Origin of the sequence: Streptomyces sp. NPDC057002 (genome assembly GCF_042673825.1) — a bacterium.
Classification (GTDB): domain Bacteria; phylum Actinomycetota; class Actinomycetes; order Streptomycetales; family Streptomycetaceae; genus Streptomyces.
Genome location: NZ_JBHURZ010000009.1, coordinates 412,143 through 430,934, shown reverse-complemented (window position 1 = coordinate 430,934; position 18,792 = coordinate 412,143). Strand labels below are relative to the sequence as shown.

The following is an 18,792-nucleotide window of genomic DNA, read 5'->3' as shown; positions in this document are numbered from 1 at the left end:
GGCGCCGGCTCGGCCGGACCGGGGGCGGCGCCGGAATGGAATGGAGCTCCGGGGGTACTTCTCCCGGAACTTTCCGCCGGGCTTTTCCAGGAGCTCATGTGACACGCGGGAATTACGATCGAATGCCTGCGGAAGGCCTAGGGAACCGCTCGTCCGTGTGACGGACAGCGCCGGAAACGCCTGTCGTGATCTTGTGACAGAAGTGTGACCGGGGCCGGACAGCCACCGGGGGTAGCGTGGCGGCATGGCACCGATTCCGACACCTTCCGCGGAACCCGACGACAGCCCGGACACCTATGTCGGCCTGCCGGCCGACCGGGCCGAACACCTCGCGCGTGAGCGCGGCTGGCCGACGGTGCGCTCGTTGCCGCCAGGGGCGATCATCACGATGGAGTACCGCGTGGGACGGCTGAACTTCGAGGTGAAGGGCGGCCGGGTGGCGCGCGCCTGGAAGGGCTGAGACACGGCGAAGGCCCCGGTTCCGCTCCGGAACCGGGGCCTTCGTGTGCCCGTCAGGGGTGGGCCGAGGATGCCGAGCCGCGCGGGAGCCGCTCCGGATGCGGCGGACGGCGGCTGCCGGCCGGGGTGACCGGGGTGCGCTCCGAGCGGGCCGTGTGCGGCCCCGGGGCCAGATAGGCGGGGGCCCGGGGCGAACGGGCCGCGACGTCGTCCCGGTCGGCGGGCAGCGGAGTGACCGCCACGGGCGGCGCGCTGACCGGGACGGGAAGCGTACTGCTCCGGCGGGACCGCCAGCGGTCGCGAAGCTCGAAGATCCTGGCCTCGGCACGGGCGATCAGCGGCTCGAACCACGGCAGGGCGAGCATGATCAGCAGTCCCGCGACCCAGCCGAGGAGTACATCGCTCAGCCAGTGCGTACCCAGGTAGACGGTGGCCAGCCCGACGCCGAGCGAGGTCACGGCGGACACGGCGGACAGCCAGCGCTGCGCTCTCGCGGTAGAAGCCAGGTAGGCCAGGATTCCCCAGGTCACCACGGCGTTGGCGGTGTGACCGCTCGGAAATATATCGCCGCCGCGCCACATCTCGTTGGAGCCGATCACGGTCGCGTAGTGCGGTCCCAGGCGGCCCATGCCGTACTTGGCGGCGCCGACCGTGATGTTCAGCAGCATCAGTGAGACGCCGAGGGCGAGCAGCGGACGCAGGGTGTGCTGCCGCCACGAGCGCCAGCCCAGCCAGGCCGCGACCATCACCGCGGTCGGGCCGCGCTGGCCGAGCACCACGTAGTAGTCGACGAACCAGTGGATCTCCGACCACTGCTGGTACGGCCGGAAGAACATGACCTGCCAGTCGAGCCGGACCAGCCAGGACGTGATCACCACGGCCCACACGATCGCGCCGTAGAACGCCGCGGTGGCGGCGACGAGCACGATGCGGTGCCTGCTCATCTTCGGCACATCGATGTGGGCGGGTCGTTCCGGCTCACGATCCAGCCGGGCGAACACCCGGTCCAGACGGGTGAGCTTCGGTTCGGTACGCACCCAATCGACGTTACAGCGAGTGAGCTCTGATGCCGGGCGAATCAACGGCTTTGTGATGACGATGTGATGTGGGATTCCTCTCAGGAGGAGGTTTATTTCCACCGAATCTACAATCGTCGACCGCTGCGGCCTTCAATTCCTTTGATCATTCCGGATGGGGGTTTTATTGCGCTTTTGAATTCGTTCACCGGAGCATGGCGCGGAATTCCCCCGGTGCTCACAGCGGGTCAGGGCGGACCGGAGCCGTTCAGCCAGAACGCCCCGTACACCGCGGAGGCTACCGCCACCGACCCCAGCACCAGTGCTGACCTGCGCGTACGCAGCCGGGCGAGGGCCGGCGCAAGGGGTAGCAGCAGGGGGAAGGCGGGCACCAGCAGGCGCGGTTTCGAGCCGAAGTAGCTCGATGCGCACAGCGCGAGCGCGACGACGACCCCGGTGTAGACCAGCAGCGGGAGCGGCTGGCGCTGACGTACCCCGACCACATACAGCCAGATGACTGACGCGACCCCGACGATCAGCCCGACGCCGGCCAGGGCCGAGGGGAACGACGTGAACTTCTCCGCGACGAACCGGGCGAAGGCGTAACCGCCGTCGAAGCCGTTGCGCCACCCGGCCTGCACGTCGAGATAGCCGAGCGGCCCCTTACCGGTGTGGTGGCCGACCCACAGCACGTAGCCGGCGGTGCCGAGGGGGGCCAGCAGCATGCCGAGGACACGGGAGGCGTCGGCCGAGGCGGAGACGGACATCGAGGTGAGGGCGGAGGCGGGGGCGCTCGGCGTGGTCCGCGCGCCGTCCGGCTCGCTCGCGCGTCGGTCCCGCACGAAAGAGGCCACGGCGGTCACCCACACCGCCGCCACCACCGCCAGACCCACCGGACGGGTCAGCCCCGCCAGCAGTGCCAGCGCGCCCGCCAACGGCCAGCGGCCGGTCAGAACCGCGTACAGCGCCCACGCGGCGAGCGCCGTGAACAGGGACTCGCTGTACGCCATCGACTGCACGATCCCGACCGGGAGCACGGCCCACAGCAGCACCGCGCACACCCCGGCCCGGCGGCCGTACACATGGTCGGCCACCGCGAAGATCCCCCAGGCCGCGGCGAGAGAGGCGAACAGACTGACGAGGAAACCCCCGTCCGTGTACGACAGCGGGGACACCGCCGTCACCAGCCGCTCCAGCCAGGGCAGCAGCGGGAAGAACGCGAGATTGGAGTGCACGTCCCCGTTCGCCAGGCGCACCTCGTAGCCGTAGCCGAGCTCGGCGACCCGGGTGTACCAGAGTGAGTCCCAGCGGGCGGTCAGCAGCGTGTACGCGTTCTTGTCCCGCGCGGCGCTCCACAGGGCCAGGGCGACAAGGCCCAGGGCGCGCACGGCCGCGTACCCCAGCAGGGCCGGGGCCGCCCGGCGCAGCGCCCCGGCGCGGGACGGAGCCGCGCGCGTCTCGAGATCGGTCACGCGCCCGATTATCGACCCGCGGCGGAACCGCACGGCCGGCCGGGGCGTGGTCGACGCTGAGGGGAGTGGCGTACGCCACATCGTTCCGCCGGGACTGTGAGAGGTCCGCCACTAGGCTCCGGCGGGGACTCGCGTACGCTGACGTGTCACTCGCTTTTCGTTTGCGCGGGCCGGAGACCACCGCTCCTCTCCGGCCGAGTCGCGGGGGCGTCCCCCACCCCGTGAGCCCGCCGATCGCGAGGGAACATCTGGGAGGTACGTACATGTCCGGGACGACCACGGCTGCCGCTGCGCTGCGCCGTCGGGCGGCCGGGGCCGGTGCCAACCGCTGGGTGGTTCTCGTCGTCCTCTGCGTCAGCCTGCTGCTGGTCGCCGTCGACGCCACCGTGCTGCACGTGGCGGTCCCCGCCGTCACCGAGGACCTGAAGCCCGGCGGGATCGAGCTGCTCTGGATCGTCGACATCTACCCGCTGGTCTGCGCCTCGCTGCTGATCCTGTTCGGCACGCTGGGCGACCGCGTCGGCCGCCGGAGGGTTCTGCTCCTCGGGTACGCGCTGTTCGGCGTCGCCTCGGGCCTCGCGGCCCTGGCGGACAACGCCCAGGTACTGATCGTGGCGCGGGCGCTGCTCGGTGTGGGCGGCGCGATGATCATGCCCGCGACCCTGTCGATCCTGCGGCAGGTCTTCCCGGACCGGCGCGAGCGGGCGCTCGCGATCGGCATCTGGAGCGCCGTGGCCGCGGTGGGCGCGGCGGTCGGGCCACTGCTCGGCGGCTTCCTGCTGGAGCACTTCTGGTGGGGTTCGGTCTTCCTCGTCAACATTCCGTTGATGCTGGTCAGTCTTCCGGTGGGGCGGCTGCTGCTGCCCGAGTCGAAGGGCGACGGCACCGGCCCCTGGGACGTCGTCGGCGCCCTGATGGCGGCCGCCGGGCTGTTCGGCGTGGTGCTGGGCGTCAAGCGGCTCGGGGGCGGGGAGCCGGTGTGGAGCATGTTCACCGTGCTGCCGCTGGTCCTGGGCGCGGGGCTGCTGGTGGCCTTCGTACGGCGGCAGCGTCGGCGGGTGTCTCCGCTGGTCGACCTCACGATGTTCGCCCGGCCGGCGTTCAGTACGTCCGTCGGCTGCATCGTGCTGGCGATGCTCGCGCTGGTCGGTCTCGAGCTGATCGCGGCGCAGTACCTCCAGCTGGTGCTCGGGCTGTCGCCGCTGGAGACGGGGCTGCGGCTGCTGCCGCTGACGTTCGCCGCGATGGCGGCCGGGCTGGCCGGTGCGCGGATGCTGCGGCGGTTCGGTCCGCGGCGGATGGTGAGTGTCGGGTTCTGCCTCACGGCGTTCGCGGTGCTGCTGCTGACGGCGCTGGGCCGGACGGACGACTGGGGGCTGATGCTGGCTGCGTTCGTGCTGCTGGGCTTCGGGCTGGAGACGACGCTGTTCGGGGCGTACGAGTCGATGCTGAGCGAGGCGCCGCAGGAGCAGGCCGGTGGGGCTGCGGCGATCGGGGAGACGTCGTACCAGCTCGGGGCGGGGATCGGGATCGCGCTGCTCGGCACCGTGATGAACGCGGCGTACGCGCCCGGCTTGTCGGGTGTCTCGGGGGTGCCGGAGTCGGCGTCCTCCTCGGCGGGGCATTCGCTGGGGGAGGCCTACGAGGTTGCCGCGCAGCTGGGCGGGTCGGCCGGAGCCGCTCTGCGGCATGCCGCCCGGGACGCGTTCGTGCACGGGCTGCATGTGACGTTGCTGGTGAGTGCGGGGTTGTTGCTGCTCGGGGCGGCGATGGCGTTGCGGTTGCCGCGGACCATGCAGTGCGAGGAGACGGGACCGGTGGAGGTACCCGCACCGAGGGACGCCGCGGAGTCGCGCGTCTCCGTATAGATCGCCCACCCATGCACCGCCCGTAACTGCCGACCGAGGGGTCCGGCCCGCCTGTGGTGGCGGGGCGCCGTCGGCGGCTTGCGGGTAGCGGGAGGGCCCGGGCCTGAGGGCCTTGGAGGAACGGGGAGGTGGAAGGCGACCTTCCCTCCTTATTTGGCAGCTACGGGTGGTGCGCGGGTGGGCGGAGGTCGTAGCGTCTTGGTTAGCGGTGCTAGTTATAGAAGCCTCGGAGGGTGTCGTCATGTCCATGTCGTCCAAGTTGCCCCCCTTCGACCCCACCGACCCCCTCGGTCTCGACGACCTGCTGGATGCGGAGGACCTCGGGATCAGGGACACCGTCCGGGCCTGGGCCGCGGACCGGGTGCTGCCGTATGTGGCCGACTGGTACGAGAAGGGGGAGCTGCCGGAGATCCGGGAGCTGGCCCGGGAGCTCGGGGGGCTCGGCGCGCTCGGAATGTCGCTGAGCGGGTACGGGTGCGCCGGCGCCTCCGCCGTGCAGTACGGGCTCGCCTGTCTGGAACTGGAGGCCGCCGACTCCGGCATCCGGTCCCTCGTCTCCGTGCAGGGCTCTCTCGCCATGTACGCCATCCACCGGTTCGGGAGTGAGGCGCAGAAGCGGGAATGGCTGCCCCGTATGGCCTCCGGCGAGGTCATCGGGTGCTTCGGGCTCACCGAGCCCGATCACGGGTCCGACCCCGCCTCCATGCGGACGTACGCCAAGCGCGACGGTTCGGACTGGGTGCTCAACGGGCGCAAGATGTGGATCACCAACGGCTCGGTCGCCGGTGTCGCCGTCGTGTGGGCGCAGACCGAGGACGGGATCCGGGGGTTCGTCGTGCCGGCCGGCAGCAGTGGATTCTCCGCGCCGGAGATCAAGCACAAGTGGTCCCTGCGCGCCTCGGTGACCAGCGAACTCGTCCTCGACGACGTACGACTGCCCGCCGACGCCGTACTTCCGGAGGGCACCGGCCTGCGCGGACCGCTCAGCTGTCTGTCACACGCCCGGTACGGAATCGTCTGGGGCGCCATGGGCGCGGCCCGCAGTTCCTTCGAGGCCGCGGTCGACTACGCGAAGTCGCGGGAGCAGTTCGGGCGGCCCATCGGCGGCTTCCAGCTCACCCAGGCCAAACTCGCCGACATGGCGGTCGAACTGCACAAGGGGATTCTGCTCGCCCATCATCTGGGGCGGCGTATGGACGCCGGCCGCCTGCGTCCCGAACAGGTCAGCTTCGGCAAGCTCAACAACGTACGAGAAGCGATCGAGATCTGCCGCACGGCCCGCACCATTCTCGGCGCCAACGGGATCTCGCTCGAATACCCCGTGATGCGGCACGCGACCAACCTCGAGTCGGTGCTCACCTACGAGGGCACCGTCGAGATGCACCAGCTCGTGCTGGGCAAGGCGCTCACCGGACTCGACGCCTTCCGGTAGACGCCGTCCGGTGAACCCTGCGCGGGGGCAGGGCCGGTGAGCGGCCCTGCCTCAGCTCTGGTTGAAGAAGCCGTCCGTGCGGTGCCCGGCCGGGTCGCCGTTCACGATCTCCGTGTTGGCCGGGGTCAGCAGGAAGACGCGGGTCGACACCCGCTCGATCGAACCCCGCAGGCCGAAGATCAGCCCGGCAGCGAAGTCGACCACGCGCTTGGCGTCGGCGGCGTCCATGGCCGTGAGGTTCATGATGACCGGCACGCCCTCGCGGAACAGCTCGCCGATCGCGCGGGCGTCCCGGAAGCTGTCCGGGGTCACCGTGCCGATGCGACGGCCTCTCTCCTCGGCGACGTCCGAGGCCACCTTGACACGCGGATCGGTGACCCAGGCCTCCCCGGACTCGGTCCCGTCGGAGTAGTCGTCGTCGTAGTAACGCTCGTCTTCGTTGTCGTCGACGAGGCCAAGCCAGGCACTTGCCTTGCGTACCGATCCCATGGACGCCTCCTCTCACAGCGGTCTTTCTGCTTTCCGCATCCCTATGGTCGTCCATGATGCGGATGGCGCGCCAAGTGGATAGACGCCGCACGGGGGGTTTGTGACGGTACTGGTGCACAGCGATTCCGTCGAGAGTCCGTGTTTCCCAAGGGCCTTGTCGTAAACGACTGCTGACTGTGAGTGAAATATGATTCTTCACGGCGTATGGGTGATGGGCAGTGCGTACGGGTGAACGGGTTGGCCGATACTATGCGGCGCCCAAACATCGTACGGAGCGCGGGGGACGTCGTGTTCGGAATGGTCAGGCCCTGTCGGCATCGGCTCGGTGAGACTCTCACCGCTCAGTGGATGGCGCATTTGTGTGGGCTGTGTCTCGCATTGCGCGGGGATCACGGGCAGCTCGCGCGCATCGTGACGAACTATGACGGGCTTCTCGTCTCTGTATTGACGGAGGCTCAGACACGTCCTGTCACCGGCGCGTCGGGTGGTGTGGGGCGGCGTACGGCTGGTCCGTGTCCGCTGCGGGGAATGCGCACCGCGTCCGTCGCGCACGGTGAGGGAGCGCGGCTCGCGGCGGCCGTGTCGCTGGTGCTCGCCTCCGCCAAGGTGCGCGACCATGTCGCCGACGGCGACGGGCTGCTGGCGCGGGCGCCGGTGGCGCGTGCCGCGCGCCGGGTCGCGGCGGGCTGGGACCGGGCCGGGGCCCGGACCGGCTCCGCCGTCGGGTTCGACACGGCCGTCCTGGTCGATGCCGTGGACCGGCAGGGCGGCATCGAGGCGCTCGCCGGGCCCGGGACACCGCTTCTGACGGTGACCGAACCGACCGAGACCGCGACCGCCGCCGCCTTCGCGCACACGGCGGTCCTCGCCGGCCGGCCGTACAACGCCGGGCCGCTCGCCGAGGCGGGGCGCCTCTTCGGGCGGCTCGCCCACCTCCTGGACGCCGTGGAAGATCGGCACGCTGACGCCGCGTCAGGCGCCTGGAACCCGATCACCGCGACCGGCACCTCCCTCGTGGAGGCCCGGCGGCTCGCCGACGACGCGGTGCACGGCGTCCGGCTGGCGCTGCGGGAGGCGGAGTTCACCGACGGGCGGCTGGTGCACCGGCTCCTCGTGCACGAGCTGCGCACCTCTGTCGACCGCGCCTTCGGCACGACCGCCTGCGCTCACACCGCCGGCCCCGAGGCGGCCGGTCCTCATGCGCCGCCCGGTACCGGTGCCCCGGGCGGCCCCGGCGCCCCGCTGCCGCCGGAGCCGCCGCGCGGCAACCGGCGCGGGCCGCTCGCCGGGTGCGCGGTGTGGCTCGGGCTCGCCTGTACGTGTCAGATGTGCTGCGGCACGTATCAGGACCCGTGGACGGGCGAGCGCAAGGAAGGGCAGTGCGGCAACTGCGACTGCAGCGGATGCGGGGACTGCTGCAGCTGCTGCGACTGTTGCGGCAACTGCTGTGACAACTGCGGCTGTGACGGCTGCGACTGCGGCTGCAACTGCTGAGGCACCGGTGGGGACGCCCGTGGAAGGGCGGGGCGGGCACTGTTGCCGCTGTGCGCGGGGGAGCGCGTGCTGGCGTGAGGCGCGGCGTACGGGCACGTGAGGTGCGGTGGGAGCGCGTGTCGCAAAGATCGTTCAAAGGTTGACGGCCGAAAGGCACCCTTGCGCCTACCGGCCGTTCGGCCGAATACTCCCCCACAGCGCTTGTCAGGGGCACGGCGTGTTCGGGAACCGGACGCGCGGTCCCAGGCTGCGCCTCACGGGCCCGAGACCCCACGAGGGCCCCCTACTTCCCCTGTGGAGGAACGAAAAGTGAGGATCAAGCGCACCACCCCCCGCAGCGGCATCTCGAGACGGACCCGGCTGATCGCCGTTTCCACCGGCCTCGTCGCCGCAGCAGCGATCGCGATCCCCAGCGCGAACGCGTCCGACACCCCCACCACCTTCAGCGCCGCCGAGCTCAAGAGCGCGAGCGGCTCGATACTGAAGGCCGACATCCCGGGCACCGCCTGGGCCGTCGACAGCAAGACCGACCGTGTGCTCGTCACCGTCGACAGCACGGTCACCCAGGCCGAGATCGCGAAGATCAAGCAGCAGGCCGGCGCCAACGCCGACGCGCTCACGATCAAGCGCACCCCCGGCAAGTTCAACAAGCTCATCCAGGGCGGCGACGCCATCTATGCGAGTAGCTGGCGCTGCTCCCTCGGCTTCAACGTCCAGAACAGCAGCGGTCAGCAGTTCTTCCTGACCGCCGGTCACTGCACCGACGGCGCGGGCACGTGGTACTCCAACTCCGGCCGCACCACGGTCATCGGCTCTACCGCCGGCTCCAGCTTCCCGGGCAACGACTACGGCCTCGTGCGCTACAGCGGGTCCGTCAGCCGGCCCGGCACCGCGAACGGCGTGGACATCACGCGCGCGGCCACCCCGAGCGTGGGCACCACCGTCATCCGCGACGGCTCCACGACCGGTACGCACAGCGGCCGGGTCACCGCCCTCAACGCCACCGTCAACTACGGCGGCGGCGACATCGTCTCCGGCCTGATCCAGACCACCGTCTGCGCCGAGCCCGGTGACTCCGGCGGCTCGCTCTACGGCAGCAACGGCACCGCGTACGGTCTGACGTCCGGCGGTAGCGGCAACTGCTCCTCCGGCGGTACGACGTTCTTCCAGCCCGTCACGGAGGCCCTGAGCGCCTACGGGGTCAGCGTGTACTAAGCCCTACCGAGCAGCAGTAGGCAGCGTTTGTGCCCCCGCACGCATTGCGTGCGGGGGCATTCCTTTGTGGGGTGGGGCGGTTTGTGGCTGCTTGTCATGCCTTAGGGAGAGTGCAGGGAAAGGTGGGCCAATGTCCGCCCCTCGGATGCCGATTGGGGTCACTTGGTTGGGCGATTTTCAGCCATGGCCAGACCTCGCAGAGTGCGCACACATTACTCACGCGTAATGTTTGCAGTGTGAACGCGTGTGAAGCGCGTGCGAGTTGGGTCCGATTTGACCGTGCGCGGTCAAAATGTGGGGGCGTGGGGTCGGCAATCTACGCGCGTCCTGAACTCGACCTTGTGTGCTCCCCGTTGTCCTCGGAATAGTGGGCGCTCGTCAACAAGGCCTTCCGGCCCGCGAGGTCCCCACAACCTCCCGGGTCGACCCCCCACAGGAGGACATGAGTTGAAGCACCGACGCATACCCAAGCGACGTGCAGCCCTGGCAGGTGCGGGTGTCGCCGCACTGGTCGCCGCTGGAGTGACCTTCCAGTCTGCGAACGCCAGTGAGCCCGCGAAGGCCTCCGCGCCCGAGACCCTGTCGGTCTCCGCGGCCGGAAAGCTCGCCTCGACGCTGGCCAAGGACCTGGGCGCCGACTCGGCCGGTACGTACTACGACACGAAGAGCAAGAACCTCGTGGTGAACGTGCTCGACGAGGCCGCGGCCAAGGCCGTCGAGAAGGCCGGCGCCAAGGCGAGAGTCGTGGCGAACTCCCTCGCCGAGCTGAAGAGCGCCCGCGGCACGCTGAAGGCGGACGCGACGATCCCCGGCACCGCCTGGGTGACCGACCCGACGACGAACAAGGTCGTCGTGACCGCCGACCGTACGGTCTCCAAGGCCGAGTGGGCGACGCTGACGAAGGTCGTCGACGGGCTCGGGGCGAAGGCCGAACTGAAGAGGTCGAAGGGGGAGTACAAGCCCTTCATCGCCGGTGGCGACGCGATCACCGGTGGCAGCGGCCGCTGCTCGCTCGGCTTCAACGTGGTCAAGGGCGGCGAGCCGTTCTTCCTGACCGCCGGGCACTGCACCGAGGGCATCTCCACCTGGTCGGACTCCAGCGGCAAGGAGATCGGCACCAACGCGGACTCCAGCTTCCCGGACAACGACTACGGGCTGGTCAAGTACACCGCCGAGGTGGCTCACCCGAGCGAGGTGAACCTCTACAACGGCTCGACCCAGAAGATCTCGGGTGCCGCCGAGGCGACCGTCGGCATGGAGGTCACCCGGAGCGGGTCGACCACCCAGGTGCACGATGGCAAGGTCACCGGGCTGGACGCCACCGTGAACTACGGCAACGGTGACATCGTCAACGGTCTGGTCCAGACCGACGTCTGCGCCGAGCCCGGCGACAGCGGCGGCTCGCTGTTCTCCGGCGACAAGGCGATCGGGCTCACCTCCGGTGGCAGCGGTGACTGCACCTCCGGTGGGGAGACGTTCTTCCAGCCGGTGACCGAGGCGCTGTCGGCGACCGGTACCGAGATCGGCTGACACACGCACAGCTTCGCGAAGTCCCGCCCCTTGTGTGAGGGGCGGGGCTTTTCGTGTGTGTCCTACGGCTCGTGCGCCGGGAGCGGGGTGGCTGCTCGCTTTCGCAGCGCGGCGGCCGCCAGTGTGAGGGCCGCTCCCACCACCGCCCAGGCGGCCAGTACCAGGAGTGATGTGGCCATGGCGTTGTTCTCGAAGTAGGCGATCGAGCGGGTGGCCCAGGTGCCCGCCCCCGGGGGGAGTGCCGGGCCGATCGCCTTCCAGAAGGGCGGCAGCAGGGGTGGGGGGAGGGCGCCGCCGGCGCTCGGGTTGCCGAGGATCACCACCAGCAGGATCACCAGGCCGATCCCGATCGTGCCGAAGATGCCCTGGAGGGCGAGGGTGGCCGCGCCCACGGCGAAGATGATCAGGGCGCCCAGGCCCCAGAGGGCCGCTGTGCTGCCGGGGAGGGCGTCCAGGACCGGGCCGGCGATTAGGGCTCCGCCCAGGCCGCCGGTGATCGCGACCAGGGCCATGACCGCCAGGCGGATCGCGGCGCGTTCGGGGTTGGAGGGTTTCGCTCCCGCGCTGATGGCCAGGGCCGCGGCGCCCAGATAGCCGCCCACGCACCAGCCGACCACCAGATAGAAGGACGAGAGCCCGTTGGGGTCGTGGGCGGCGGACGGGATGACGTCGACCGTGCGGAGTCTGCGGTTCTCCGATTTCTCCAGCGTGGTGACGAGGGTCGTCAGGGTGCTGGCGAGGACCCTGCCGCCGCCGGTGGCCACGAGGAGGGTGTCGGTGCCCGCCGGGTCGATGATCAGGGCGCCGTCGATGTCCCGGTTCATGATCTGGTTGCGGGCCGCGGCCGCGTCGGGCAGTGCGCGAGGGTCCAGCGGGGAGCCGGGCAGCTGTTCCAGTCGGGTCACCGCTTGTGCGGAGGCGGCCTGGGGGGCGACCACCGCGAAGGGCACGTCCTTGAGTTTCGGGTCGTGCAGTGCCCCCACGTAGGAGGCGATGAAGAGCAGCTGGAGGGCGATCACGCCGAGGATGAGCAGCGTGGCCCGCGGGGTGACGGCGTCTTTCACCTCACTGAGGAACGAGCTGTGCGGCATGCCTCCACGGTCGGGGGTGGCCGGGTGTTTCCGCAGGTGGGGCGGGGCCGAACGGATGTCGCACACACATTCGAAAATTGGTCTATGGTGGGGGTGAGGTAGCTGGGAACAGATGTTCGAGAGCTGGTGTGGCTCACGAGTGCGGGAGGTGCGTGTGCCGGGGTTCACGCATCTGCACACCGTCTCCGGATTCTCGTTGCGATATGGAGCCTCGCATCCGGAGCGGCTGGCCGAGCGTGCCTCCGAGCGGGGTATGGACGCCCTGGCTCTCACCGATCGCGACACGCTCGCCGGTGCCGTCCGGTTCGCGAAGGCCAGTGCGAAGGCGGGGGTCCGTCCGGTGTTCGGGGCGGATCTGGCGGTGGCGGGCGCCCAGGCTCCGGAGAGCGGTGACCGGAGGGGGCGGCGTCGGACTCCGGTGCGGGGCGGTGCCTTCGTCGACGAGTCGGCTCCCCGCGTGATCTTTCTTGCCCGGGACGGTGCCCGGGGGTGGGCCGAGCTGTGCCGGCTCGTCTCGGCGGCGCACGCGGGGGAGGGTCCTACGCCGCTGCTGCCCTGGGAGCACCGGCACGCCGAGGGGCTGACCGTGCTGCTCGGGCCCGAGTCGGACGTCGGGCGCGCCCTGGCCGCGGGGCGTCCCGATCGTGCGGCGCGGCTGCTCGTGCCCTGGCGTGAGGTCTACGGCGACGATCTGCGGCTGGAGGCCGTCTGGCATGGCCGAAAAGGTACGGGTCCAGGGTCCCTGCGGCTGGCCGCCCGCACCGTCGGGTTCGCCGCGGAGCAGCGGATCCGGCCCGTGCTCAGCAACGCCGTGCGGTACGCCGACCCGGGGCTGGGCCCGGTCGCCGACGTCCTGGACGCCGCCCGGCGTCTGGTGCCCATCGACCCGACCAAGGAGCTGGACTCCGGCGAGGCCTGGCTCAAGGGGGCGGGGGCCATGTTCGGGGCGGCGGAGCGGATCGTGGAGGCCGCGGGGTTCCGGCGGGACACCGCTCATCGGCTGGTGGAACAGACCGAGGCCACGGCCGCCGAGTGCCTGGTCGACCCCGAGGACGACCTCGGGATCGGTACGGTCCACTTCCCCGAGCCGCAGCTGGTCGGCGCCGGGCGCCGTACCGCCCAGCGGACGCTGGCCTCGCGGGCGGTGGCGGGGATGGTGCTGCGCGGGTACGACCGGCGGCGGGAGTACTGGGAGCGGATGCACCATGAGCTGGACATCATCGCCCATCACGGCTTCGCCTCTTATTTTCTGACCGTCGCCCAAGTGGTCGACGATGTCCGGGGGATGGGCATCCGGGTCGCCGCCCGGGGGTCCGGGGCGGGGTCGCTCGTCAACCATCTGCTCGGGATCGCGCACGCCGATCCGATCGAGCACCGGCTGCTGATGGAGCGGTTCCTGTCGAAGGAGCGGGTCGTGCTGCCCGACATCGACATCGACGTGGAGTCCGCGCGCCGGCTGGAGGTCTACCGCGCGATCATCGGCCGGTTCGGCACCGAGCGGGTCGCGACGGTCGCGATGCCGGAGACGTATCGCGTACGGCACGCGATCCGGGACGCGGGGGCCGCCCTGTCCATGGACCCGGCCGAGATCGACCGGGTCGCCAAGTCCTTCCCGCATATCCGGGCGCGGGATGCCCGTGCGGCACTGGAGGAACTGCCCGAGCTGCGTGCGCTGGCCGGGGAGAAGGAGAAGTACGGGAGGCTGTGGGAGCTGGTCGAGGGGCTGGACGCCCTGCCGCGCGGGGTGGCCATGCATCCGTGCGGGGTGCTGCTGTCGGACGCCTCGCTGCTCGCGCGTACGCCGGTCATGCCGACCAGCGGCGAGGGTTTTCCGATGTCGCAGTTCGACAAGGACGATGTCGAGGACCTCGGGCTGCTGAAGCTGGACGTGCTGGGTGTGCGGATGCAGTCGGCGATGGCGCACGCGGTGGCGGAAGTGGAGCGGGTGTCGGGTGTCCGGGTCGATCTGGACGCCCTGCCGCCGGGGGATCCGGAGACGTACCGCCTGGTGCGGTCCGCCGAGACGCTCGGGTGCTTCCAGATCGAGTCGCCGGGCCAGCGGGACCTGGTCGGGCGGCTCCAGCCGGCCACGTTCCACGATCTCGTCGTCGACATCTCGCTGTTCCGGCCCGGGCCGGTCGCCGCCGACATGGTGCGGCCGTTCATCGAGGCGCGGCACGGGCGGGCGCCGATCCGTTATCCGCATCCGGACCTGGAAGGGCCGCTGAAGGAGACGTACGGGGTCGTCGTCTTCCACGAGCAGATCATCGACATCGTCGACATCATGACCAGGTGCGGGCGTGGTGAAGCGGACCGGGTGCGGCGGGGCTTGTCGGATCCGGAGTCGCAGGGGCGGATCAAGGTGTGGTTCGCGCAGCACGCGGCGGCCCGGGGCTATGACGCGGAAACGATTCAGCGGACCTGGGAGATCGTCGAGGCCTTCGGGTCGTACGGCTTCTGCAAGGCGCACGCGGTCGCCTTCGCGGTGCCGACGTACCAGTCGGCGTGGCTGAAAGCGCATCACCCCGCTGCTTTTTACGCCGGGCTGCTCACTCATGACCCCGGGATGTATCCGAAGCGGCTGCTGCTGGCGGACGCGCGGCGGCGGGGGGTGCCGGTGCTGCCGCTGGATGTGAACGCGTCGGGGATCGCACATCGTATCGAACTGGTGTCCGGTAGTTGGGGGCTGCGGCTGGCTCTCTCCGATGTGCACGGCATCAGCGAGGCCGAGGCGGCACGGATCGCCGAGGGGCAGCCGTACGCCTCGCTGGTCGACTTCTGGGAGCGCGGCCGGCCCAGCCGCCCGCTGGCCCAGCGGCTCGCGCAGGTGGGGGCGCTGGACGCGTTCGGCGCCAACCGCCGTGATCTGCAACTGCATCTGACCGAGCTGCACCGGGGCGCGCGGGGTGCGGGCGGTGGCCAGCTCCCGATGGCCGGAGGGCGGAAGACCGCCCCGGCCGGGCTGCCCGACCTCTCCTCGGCGGAGCGGCTCAGCGCCGAACTGGGCGTGCTGTCCATGGACGCCTCGCGCCATCTGATGGACGACCACCGGCAGTTCCTCGACGAGCTGGGCGTGGTCTCGGCGCGGCGGCTGCGCGAGGCCCGGCACGGGGAGACGGTGCTGGTCGCGGGCGCCAAGGCGGCCACCCAGACCCCGCCGATCCGGTCCGGCAAGCGGGTCATCTTCTCCACCCTGGACGACGGCACGGGCCTGGTCGACCTCGCCTTCTTCGACGACTCCCACGACGCCTGCGCCCACACCGTCTTCCACTCCTGGCTGCTGCTGGTGCGCGGGGTGGTGCAGCGGCGCGGCCCGCGCAGCCTCAGCGTGGTGGGCGCCGCCGCCTGGAACCTCGCGGAACTGCTGGAGGTGCGCCGGGAGGAAGGGCTGGAGGGGGTCGCGGCCCGGCTGGCCGGCGGCGGTGACGCCGGGGGCGATTCCGGTGGCGACGGTGAGGACGACGGTGAGGGAGCGGCGCGCCGGCGGCTCGCCGGGTCGGAGGGGGCACCGGCACCGGCGGGCTCCGCGGCCCAGGATCCGACGGAGCAGCGGAAGATCCGCATGCCCACGGGGTACGAGATGCACCCCTGGGCCGATCTGCGCCCCGCGGGCGAAGGGCCCGCGGTGGGACGGAAGTTGTGGCACCAGAGTCCGGGGAGTGCGGGATGACCATCCTCTGCGTACGTTTCCAGCTGCCTCCGACGCGCGAGGCGGATCTGCCCAGACTGCTCGGGATGCTCGAGGAGTTCACGCCCGTCGTCCAGGCCCTGCCACCGGACGGGGCACTGGCCGACCTGCGGGGCGCCGAGCGGTACTTCGGACGGGACGCCGTCGAACTGGCCTCGGTGATCCGGGTGCGGTCGCTCGCACTGCACGGTGTCGACTGTGTGATCGGCGCCGGGCCCGGGCCGATGCTGGCCCGTGTCGCGCTGGGCGACGCCGTGCCCGGGATGACGTCCGTGGTGCCCGAGGGGCGGGACGCCATCGCGGAGTTCCTCGCGGTCAAGCCCGTCGCCGCGCTGCCCGGTGTCGGCACCAGGACCGCCCGTACGCTGGGCGACTACGGCCTCGACACCCTCGGCCTGGTCGCCGCCGCGCCGCTGTCCACGCTCCAGCGGCTGGTCGGCGCGAAGGCCGGCCGTGAGCTGCACGAGAAGGCGAACGGCGTCGACCGCGGCCGGGTCGTCCCGAACGCCGTCTCCCGCTCGCTCGCGACGGAACGCCCCTTCGAGCGCGACGAACTGGACCCGGACCGGCACCGCCGGGCGCTGCTGTCGGCCGCCGAGGAGATCGGCGCCCGGCTGCGGGCCCTGGACAAGGTCTGCCGCACGCTCACCCTCACCGTGCGCTACGCCGACCGGTCGGCCACCACCCGCAGCCGCACACTGACCGAACCGACCGCGCACTCACCGGCGCTGACCAGGACCGCGTACGGCATGTACGAGGCGCTCGGGCTGCAGCGCGCCCGGGTGCGCGCGCTCGTCCTGCGCGCCGAGGGGCTCGATCCCGCCGACCAGGCCTCCTACCAGCTGACCTTCGATCCCGTGGACGAGCGGGTCCGCCGTATCGAGGAGGTCGCGGACCGCGCGCGAGCGAAGTTCGGGCCGCGGGCGGTGATGCCCGGGGGGCTGGCGGCGTAGGTCCCTCCGCGTGACGTCAGTTGGCCCACGGCGGCGCGATGCGGGTGCCGTCGGCCAGGCGTGCCTCCAGGCCGATGGAGGTGGTGACCCAGGAGTACGCGGTCCGGTCGGTCGGGTTCTCGACGGTCAGGGTGGCGCCGGGGTTGATGATCACCGTGTCGCCGGCCGTGATCCGGTCGGTGCGGCCGTCGAGGGTGATCAGCAGCTCGCCGTCGAGCAGATGGAAGATCTCCTCCCGGCTGACCGTGTGCGCGGGAGCCTTGAGGCCGGCGGGAATCTCACCGCGCCAGGCGCACAACTCCTTGCTCCCGCTCAGCGGTGTGGCGTACGAGACGAAACGGGCGCCGTGGATCTCGTGTGTGACGGCTTCCGAGGAGCGGATGACGGGCATGGCTGCCTCCGGTCGATCAGTCGGGTCAGTTGGTCAAGTAGCTTGACTATATGGTCAAGCCGCTTGACCGTCACGTCAAGGGTGTTTCAATGCATGCGTGCAGAACTCCGAGGCCATGGCCCTGTCCGCCGCCCTGCTCGCCGCCGCCGGCGGGCTCACGCAGCGCATCCACGAGGGCGTGGTCGCGCGCGGCTTCGAGGGGTTGCGGCCCGCGCACGGCTTCGCCTTCGCCCGGCTCGCTCCGGACGGCGCGACGGCCACCGACCTCGCCGTCCATCTCGGCGTGACCAAGCAGGCCGCCAGTCAGCTCGTCGACGAGATGGTGCGCAAGGGGTACGCCGAGCGGCGGGCGCACCCCGGGGACGCGCGGGCGCGGCTGGTCGTCCTCACCGCGCGGGGGTGGGCCTGCACACGGGCGGCCGAGGAGGCCGCCGCGGAGGTGGTGCGGGAGTGGGGCGCGGTGCTGGGGGAGGGGGAAGTGCGGGTGCTGCGGGAGCAGTTGCTGCGGATCGCGCCGCAGGGTCCGGTGCGGCCTTCCTGGTGAGGGCGGTGGCAGGGGTGGGGCGGTCGGTGCCGGTTACCGCCGGAAGTTTTTACTGACGCGTAACTTCCCAGGTTGGCTACTCGCTCGTAACTTGACGAGTGAACAGCATCCTCGTGATCCGGATCACAGGCGTCGTGCCGTCGCACTTCCCTTGACCCGCAAGGAGATCACTCGATGCTGCCCTGGAAACGAGTGCTCAGACCCCTGGCCGCGCTGCTGCTGACCGCCGCGGCCGTCACCGTCCCCGCCACCACCGCCCAGGCCGCCGCCACCGGCGCCGGCTGGAACGACTACTCCTGCAAGCCGTCCGCCGCCCATCCCCGCCCCGTCGTCCTGGTCCACGGCACCCTCGGGAACTCCGTCGACAACTGGCTGGGCCTCGCCCCCTATCTGAAGGTCCGCGGCTACTGCGTCTTCTCCCTCGACTACGGCCAGCTCGAGGGCGTCCCCTTCTTCCACGGCCTCGGGCCCGTCGAGAAGTCCGCCGGACAGCTGAAGGAGTTCGTCGACAAGGTACTCGCCGCGACCGGCGCCGCCGAGACCGACGTCGTCGGACACTCGCAGGGCGGCATGATGCCCCGTTACTACCTGCGCTTCCTCGGCGGAGCGGCCAAGGTGAACGCACTGGTCGGCATCGCGCCCTCCAACCACGGCACCACCCTGAGCGGCTTCACCAACCTGCTGCCCTATTTCCCGGGTGCCGCGGACCTGTTGGCGAAGAACACCCCCGCCCTCGCCGACCAGGTCGCCGGCTCCGACTTCCTCGAGCGGCTGAACGCGGGCGGCGACACCGTGCCCGGCGTGCGCTACACCGTCATCGCCACCAAGTACGACGAGGTGGTCACGCCGTGGCGCAGCCAGTATCTGAGCGGGCCGGACGTGCGCAACGTCCTGCTCCAGGACCTGTGCCCCGTCGACCTCTCCGAGCATGTGGCCATCGGGCTGTTCGACCGGATCGCCTTCCATGAGGTGGCCAACGCGCTGGATCCGGGGCGGGCTCGGCCCACGACCTGTGCGTCGGCGTTCGACTGACACGTGTCACGCTGACGCGAGTACCGCTGGCCCGTGTCTGCTGACACGTGTAGGGGAAACGTTTCGGGGCCTGTCCGGCCTGAGCCGCCGGACAGGCCCCGAGTCAGGGGCGGACGCT

15 protein-coding genes are annotated in these 18,792 nt (G+C 70.9%); 10 read left to right on the top strand and 5 right to left on the bottom strand.

Annotated features, from left to right (window positions below; genetic code table 11):
• Positions 1-244 precede the first annotated feature (244 nt).
• Positions 245-460, top strand: coding sequence for an I78 family peptidase inhibitor (locus ACFT32_RS37345; RefSeq protein WP_382498034.1), 216 nt, complete (start codon positions 245-247; stop codon positions 458-460).
• A 52-nt stretch (positions 461-512) separates the two neighbouring features.
• Here ACFT32_RS37345 and ACFT32_RS37340 read toward each other — a convergent pair whose 3' ends face one another.
• Both ACFT32_RS37340 and ACFT32_RS37335 read right to left on the bottom strand, forming a co-directional pair.
• Positions 513-1,496, bottom strand: a complete 984-nt coding sequence (locus ACFT32_RS37340) for a phosphatase PAP2 family protein (RefSeq protein ID WP_382498032.1) — start codon at positions 1,494-1,496, stop codon at positions 513-515.
• 227 nt (positions 1,497-1,723) lie between these two features.
• Complete coding sequence (locus tag ACFT32_RS37335) at positions 1,724-2,947, bottom strand: glycosyltransferase family 39 protein (protein ID WP_382498030.1); 1,224 nt, start codon at positions 2,945-2,947, stop codon at positions 1,724-1,726.
• A 263-nt stretch (positions 2,948-3,210) separates the two neighbouring features.
• On the opposite strand from ACFT32_RS37335, the gene ACFT32_RS37330 reads away from it, so the two are divergent.
• Together ACFT32_RS37330 and ACFT32_RS37325 are read left to right on the top strand one after the other, a co-directional pair.
• Positions 3,211-4,815 carry an MFS transporter gene (locus ACFT32_RS37330; protein WP_382498028.1) on the top strand — a complete coding sequence of 535 codons (1,605 nt, stop codon included), beginning with the start codon at positions 3,211-3,213 and terminating at the stop codon, positions 4,813-4,815.
• Positions 4,816-5,056: 241 nt separating this feature from the next.
• Positions 5,057-6,247 (top strand): acyl-CoA dehydrogenase family protein, encoded by a 1,191-nt coding sequence (locus tag ACFT32_RS37325; protein WP_382498026.1) that lies wholly within the window; start codon positions 5,057-5,059, stop codon positions 6,245-6,247.
• 51 nt (positions 6,248-6,298) lie between these two features.
• Here ACFT32_RS37325 and ACFT32_RS37320 read toward each other — a convergent pair whose 3' ends face one another.
• The gene (locus ACFT32_RS37320; RefSeq protein ID WP_184597617.1) at positions 6,299-6,736 is read right to left on the bottom strand and encodes a cell division protein SepF; all 438 of its coding nucleotides are present in this window, start codon (positions 6,734-6,736) and stop codon (positions 6,299-6,301) included.
• A 288-nt stretch (positions 6,737-7,024) separates the two neighbouring features.
• On the opposite strand from ACFT32_RS37320, the gene ACFT32_RS37315 reads away from it, so the two are divergent.
• The 3 genes from ACFT32_RS37315 to ACFT32_RS37305 all read left to right on the top strand — a co-directional run bounded on the left by ACFT32_RS37315 (position 7,025) and on the right by ACFT32_RS37305 (position 10,975).
• The gene (locus ACFT32_RS37315) at positions 7,025-8,230 is read left to right on the top strand and encodes a DUF5685 family protein (protein WP_382498024.1); all 1,206 of its coding nucleotides are present in this window, start codon (positions 7,025-7,027) and stop codon (positions 8,228-8,230) included.
• Positions 8,231-8,539: 309 nt separating this feature from the next.
• Complete coding sequence (locus ACFT32_RS37310) at positions 8,540-9,445, top strand: S1 family peptidase (RefSeq protein WP_382498022.1); 906 nt, start codon at positions 8,540-8,542, stop codon at positions 9,443-9,445.
• Between the two features lie 447 nt (positions 9,446-9,892).
• A complete protein-coding gene (locus tag ACFT32_RS37305; RefSeq protein WP_382498020.1) occupies positions 9,893-10,975 on the top strand; it encodes a S1 family peptidase in 1,083 nt (360 codons plus the stop codon).
• Between the two features lie 62 nt (positions 10,976-11,037).
• Here the strand turns inward: ACFT32_RS37305 and ACFT32_RS37300 are convergent, their stop codons facing one another.
• Complete coding sequence (locus ACFT32_RS37300; RefSeq protein WP_382498018.1) at positions 11,038-12,066, bottom strand: DUF3533 domain-containing protein; 1,029 nt, start codon at positions 12,064-12,066, stop codon at positions 11,038-11,040.
• Between the two features lie 154 nt (positions 12,067-12,220).
• Between ACFT32_RS37300 and ACFT32_RS37295 the strand changes: the two genes are divergently transcribed.
• Together ACFT32_RS37295 and ACFT32_RS37290 are read left to right on the top strand one after the other, a co-directional pair.
• The gene (locus ACFT32_RS37295) at positions 12,221-15,736 is read left to right on the top strand and encodes a DNA polymerase III subunit alpha (RefSeq protein WP_382498016.1); all 3,516 of its coding nucleotides are present in this window, start codon (positions 12,221-12,223) and stop codon (positions 15,734-15,736) included.
• A complete protein-coding gene (locus ACFT32_RS37290; RefSeq protein WP_382498014.1) occupies positions 15,733-16,707 on the top strand; it encodes a hypothetical protein in 975 nt (324 codons plus the stop codon). Before ACFT32_RS37295 ends, ACFT32_RS37290 begins: the two co-directional genes overlap by 4 nt.
• Before the next feature lie 16 nt (positions 16,708-16,723).
• Here ACFT32_RS37290 and ACFT32_RS37285 read toward each other — a convergent pair whose 3' ends face one another.
• Positions 16,724-17,098, bottom strand: a complete 375-nt coding sequence (locus tag ACFT32_RS37285; RefSeq protein ID WP_184597607.1) for a cupin domain-containing protein — start codon at positions 17,096-17,098, stop codon at positions 16,724-16,726.
• A gap of 97 nt (positions 17,099-17,195) precedes the next feature.
• Between ACFT32_RS37285 and ACFT32_RS37280 the strand changes: the two genes are divergently transcribed.
• Together ACFT32_RS37280 and ACFT32_RS37275 are read left to right on the top strand one after the other, a co-directional pair.
• A complete protein-coding gene (locus ACFT32_RS37280) occupies positions 17,196-17,642 on the top strand; it encodes a MarR family winged helix-turn-helix transcriptional regulator (protein ID WP_382498012.1) in 447 nt (148 codons plus the stop codon).
• Positions 17,643-17,816: 174 nt separating this feature from the next.
• Positions 17,817-18,674, top strand: coding sequence for an esterase/lipase family protein (locus ACFT32_RS37275; protein ID WP_382498010.1), 858 nt, complete (start codon positions 17,817-17,819; stop codon positions 18,672-18,674).
• Positions 18,675-18,792 lie beyond the last annotated feature (118 nt).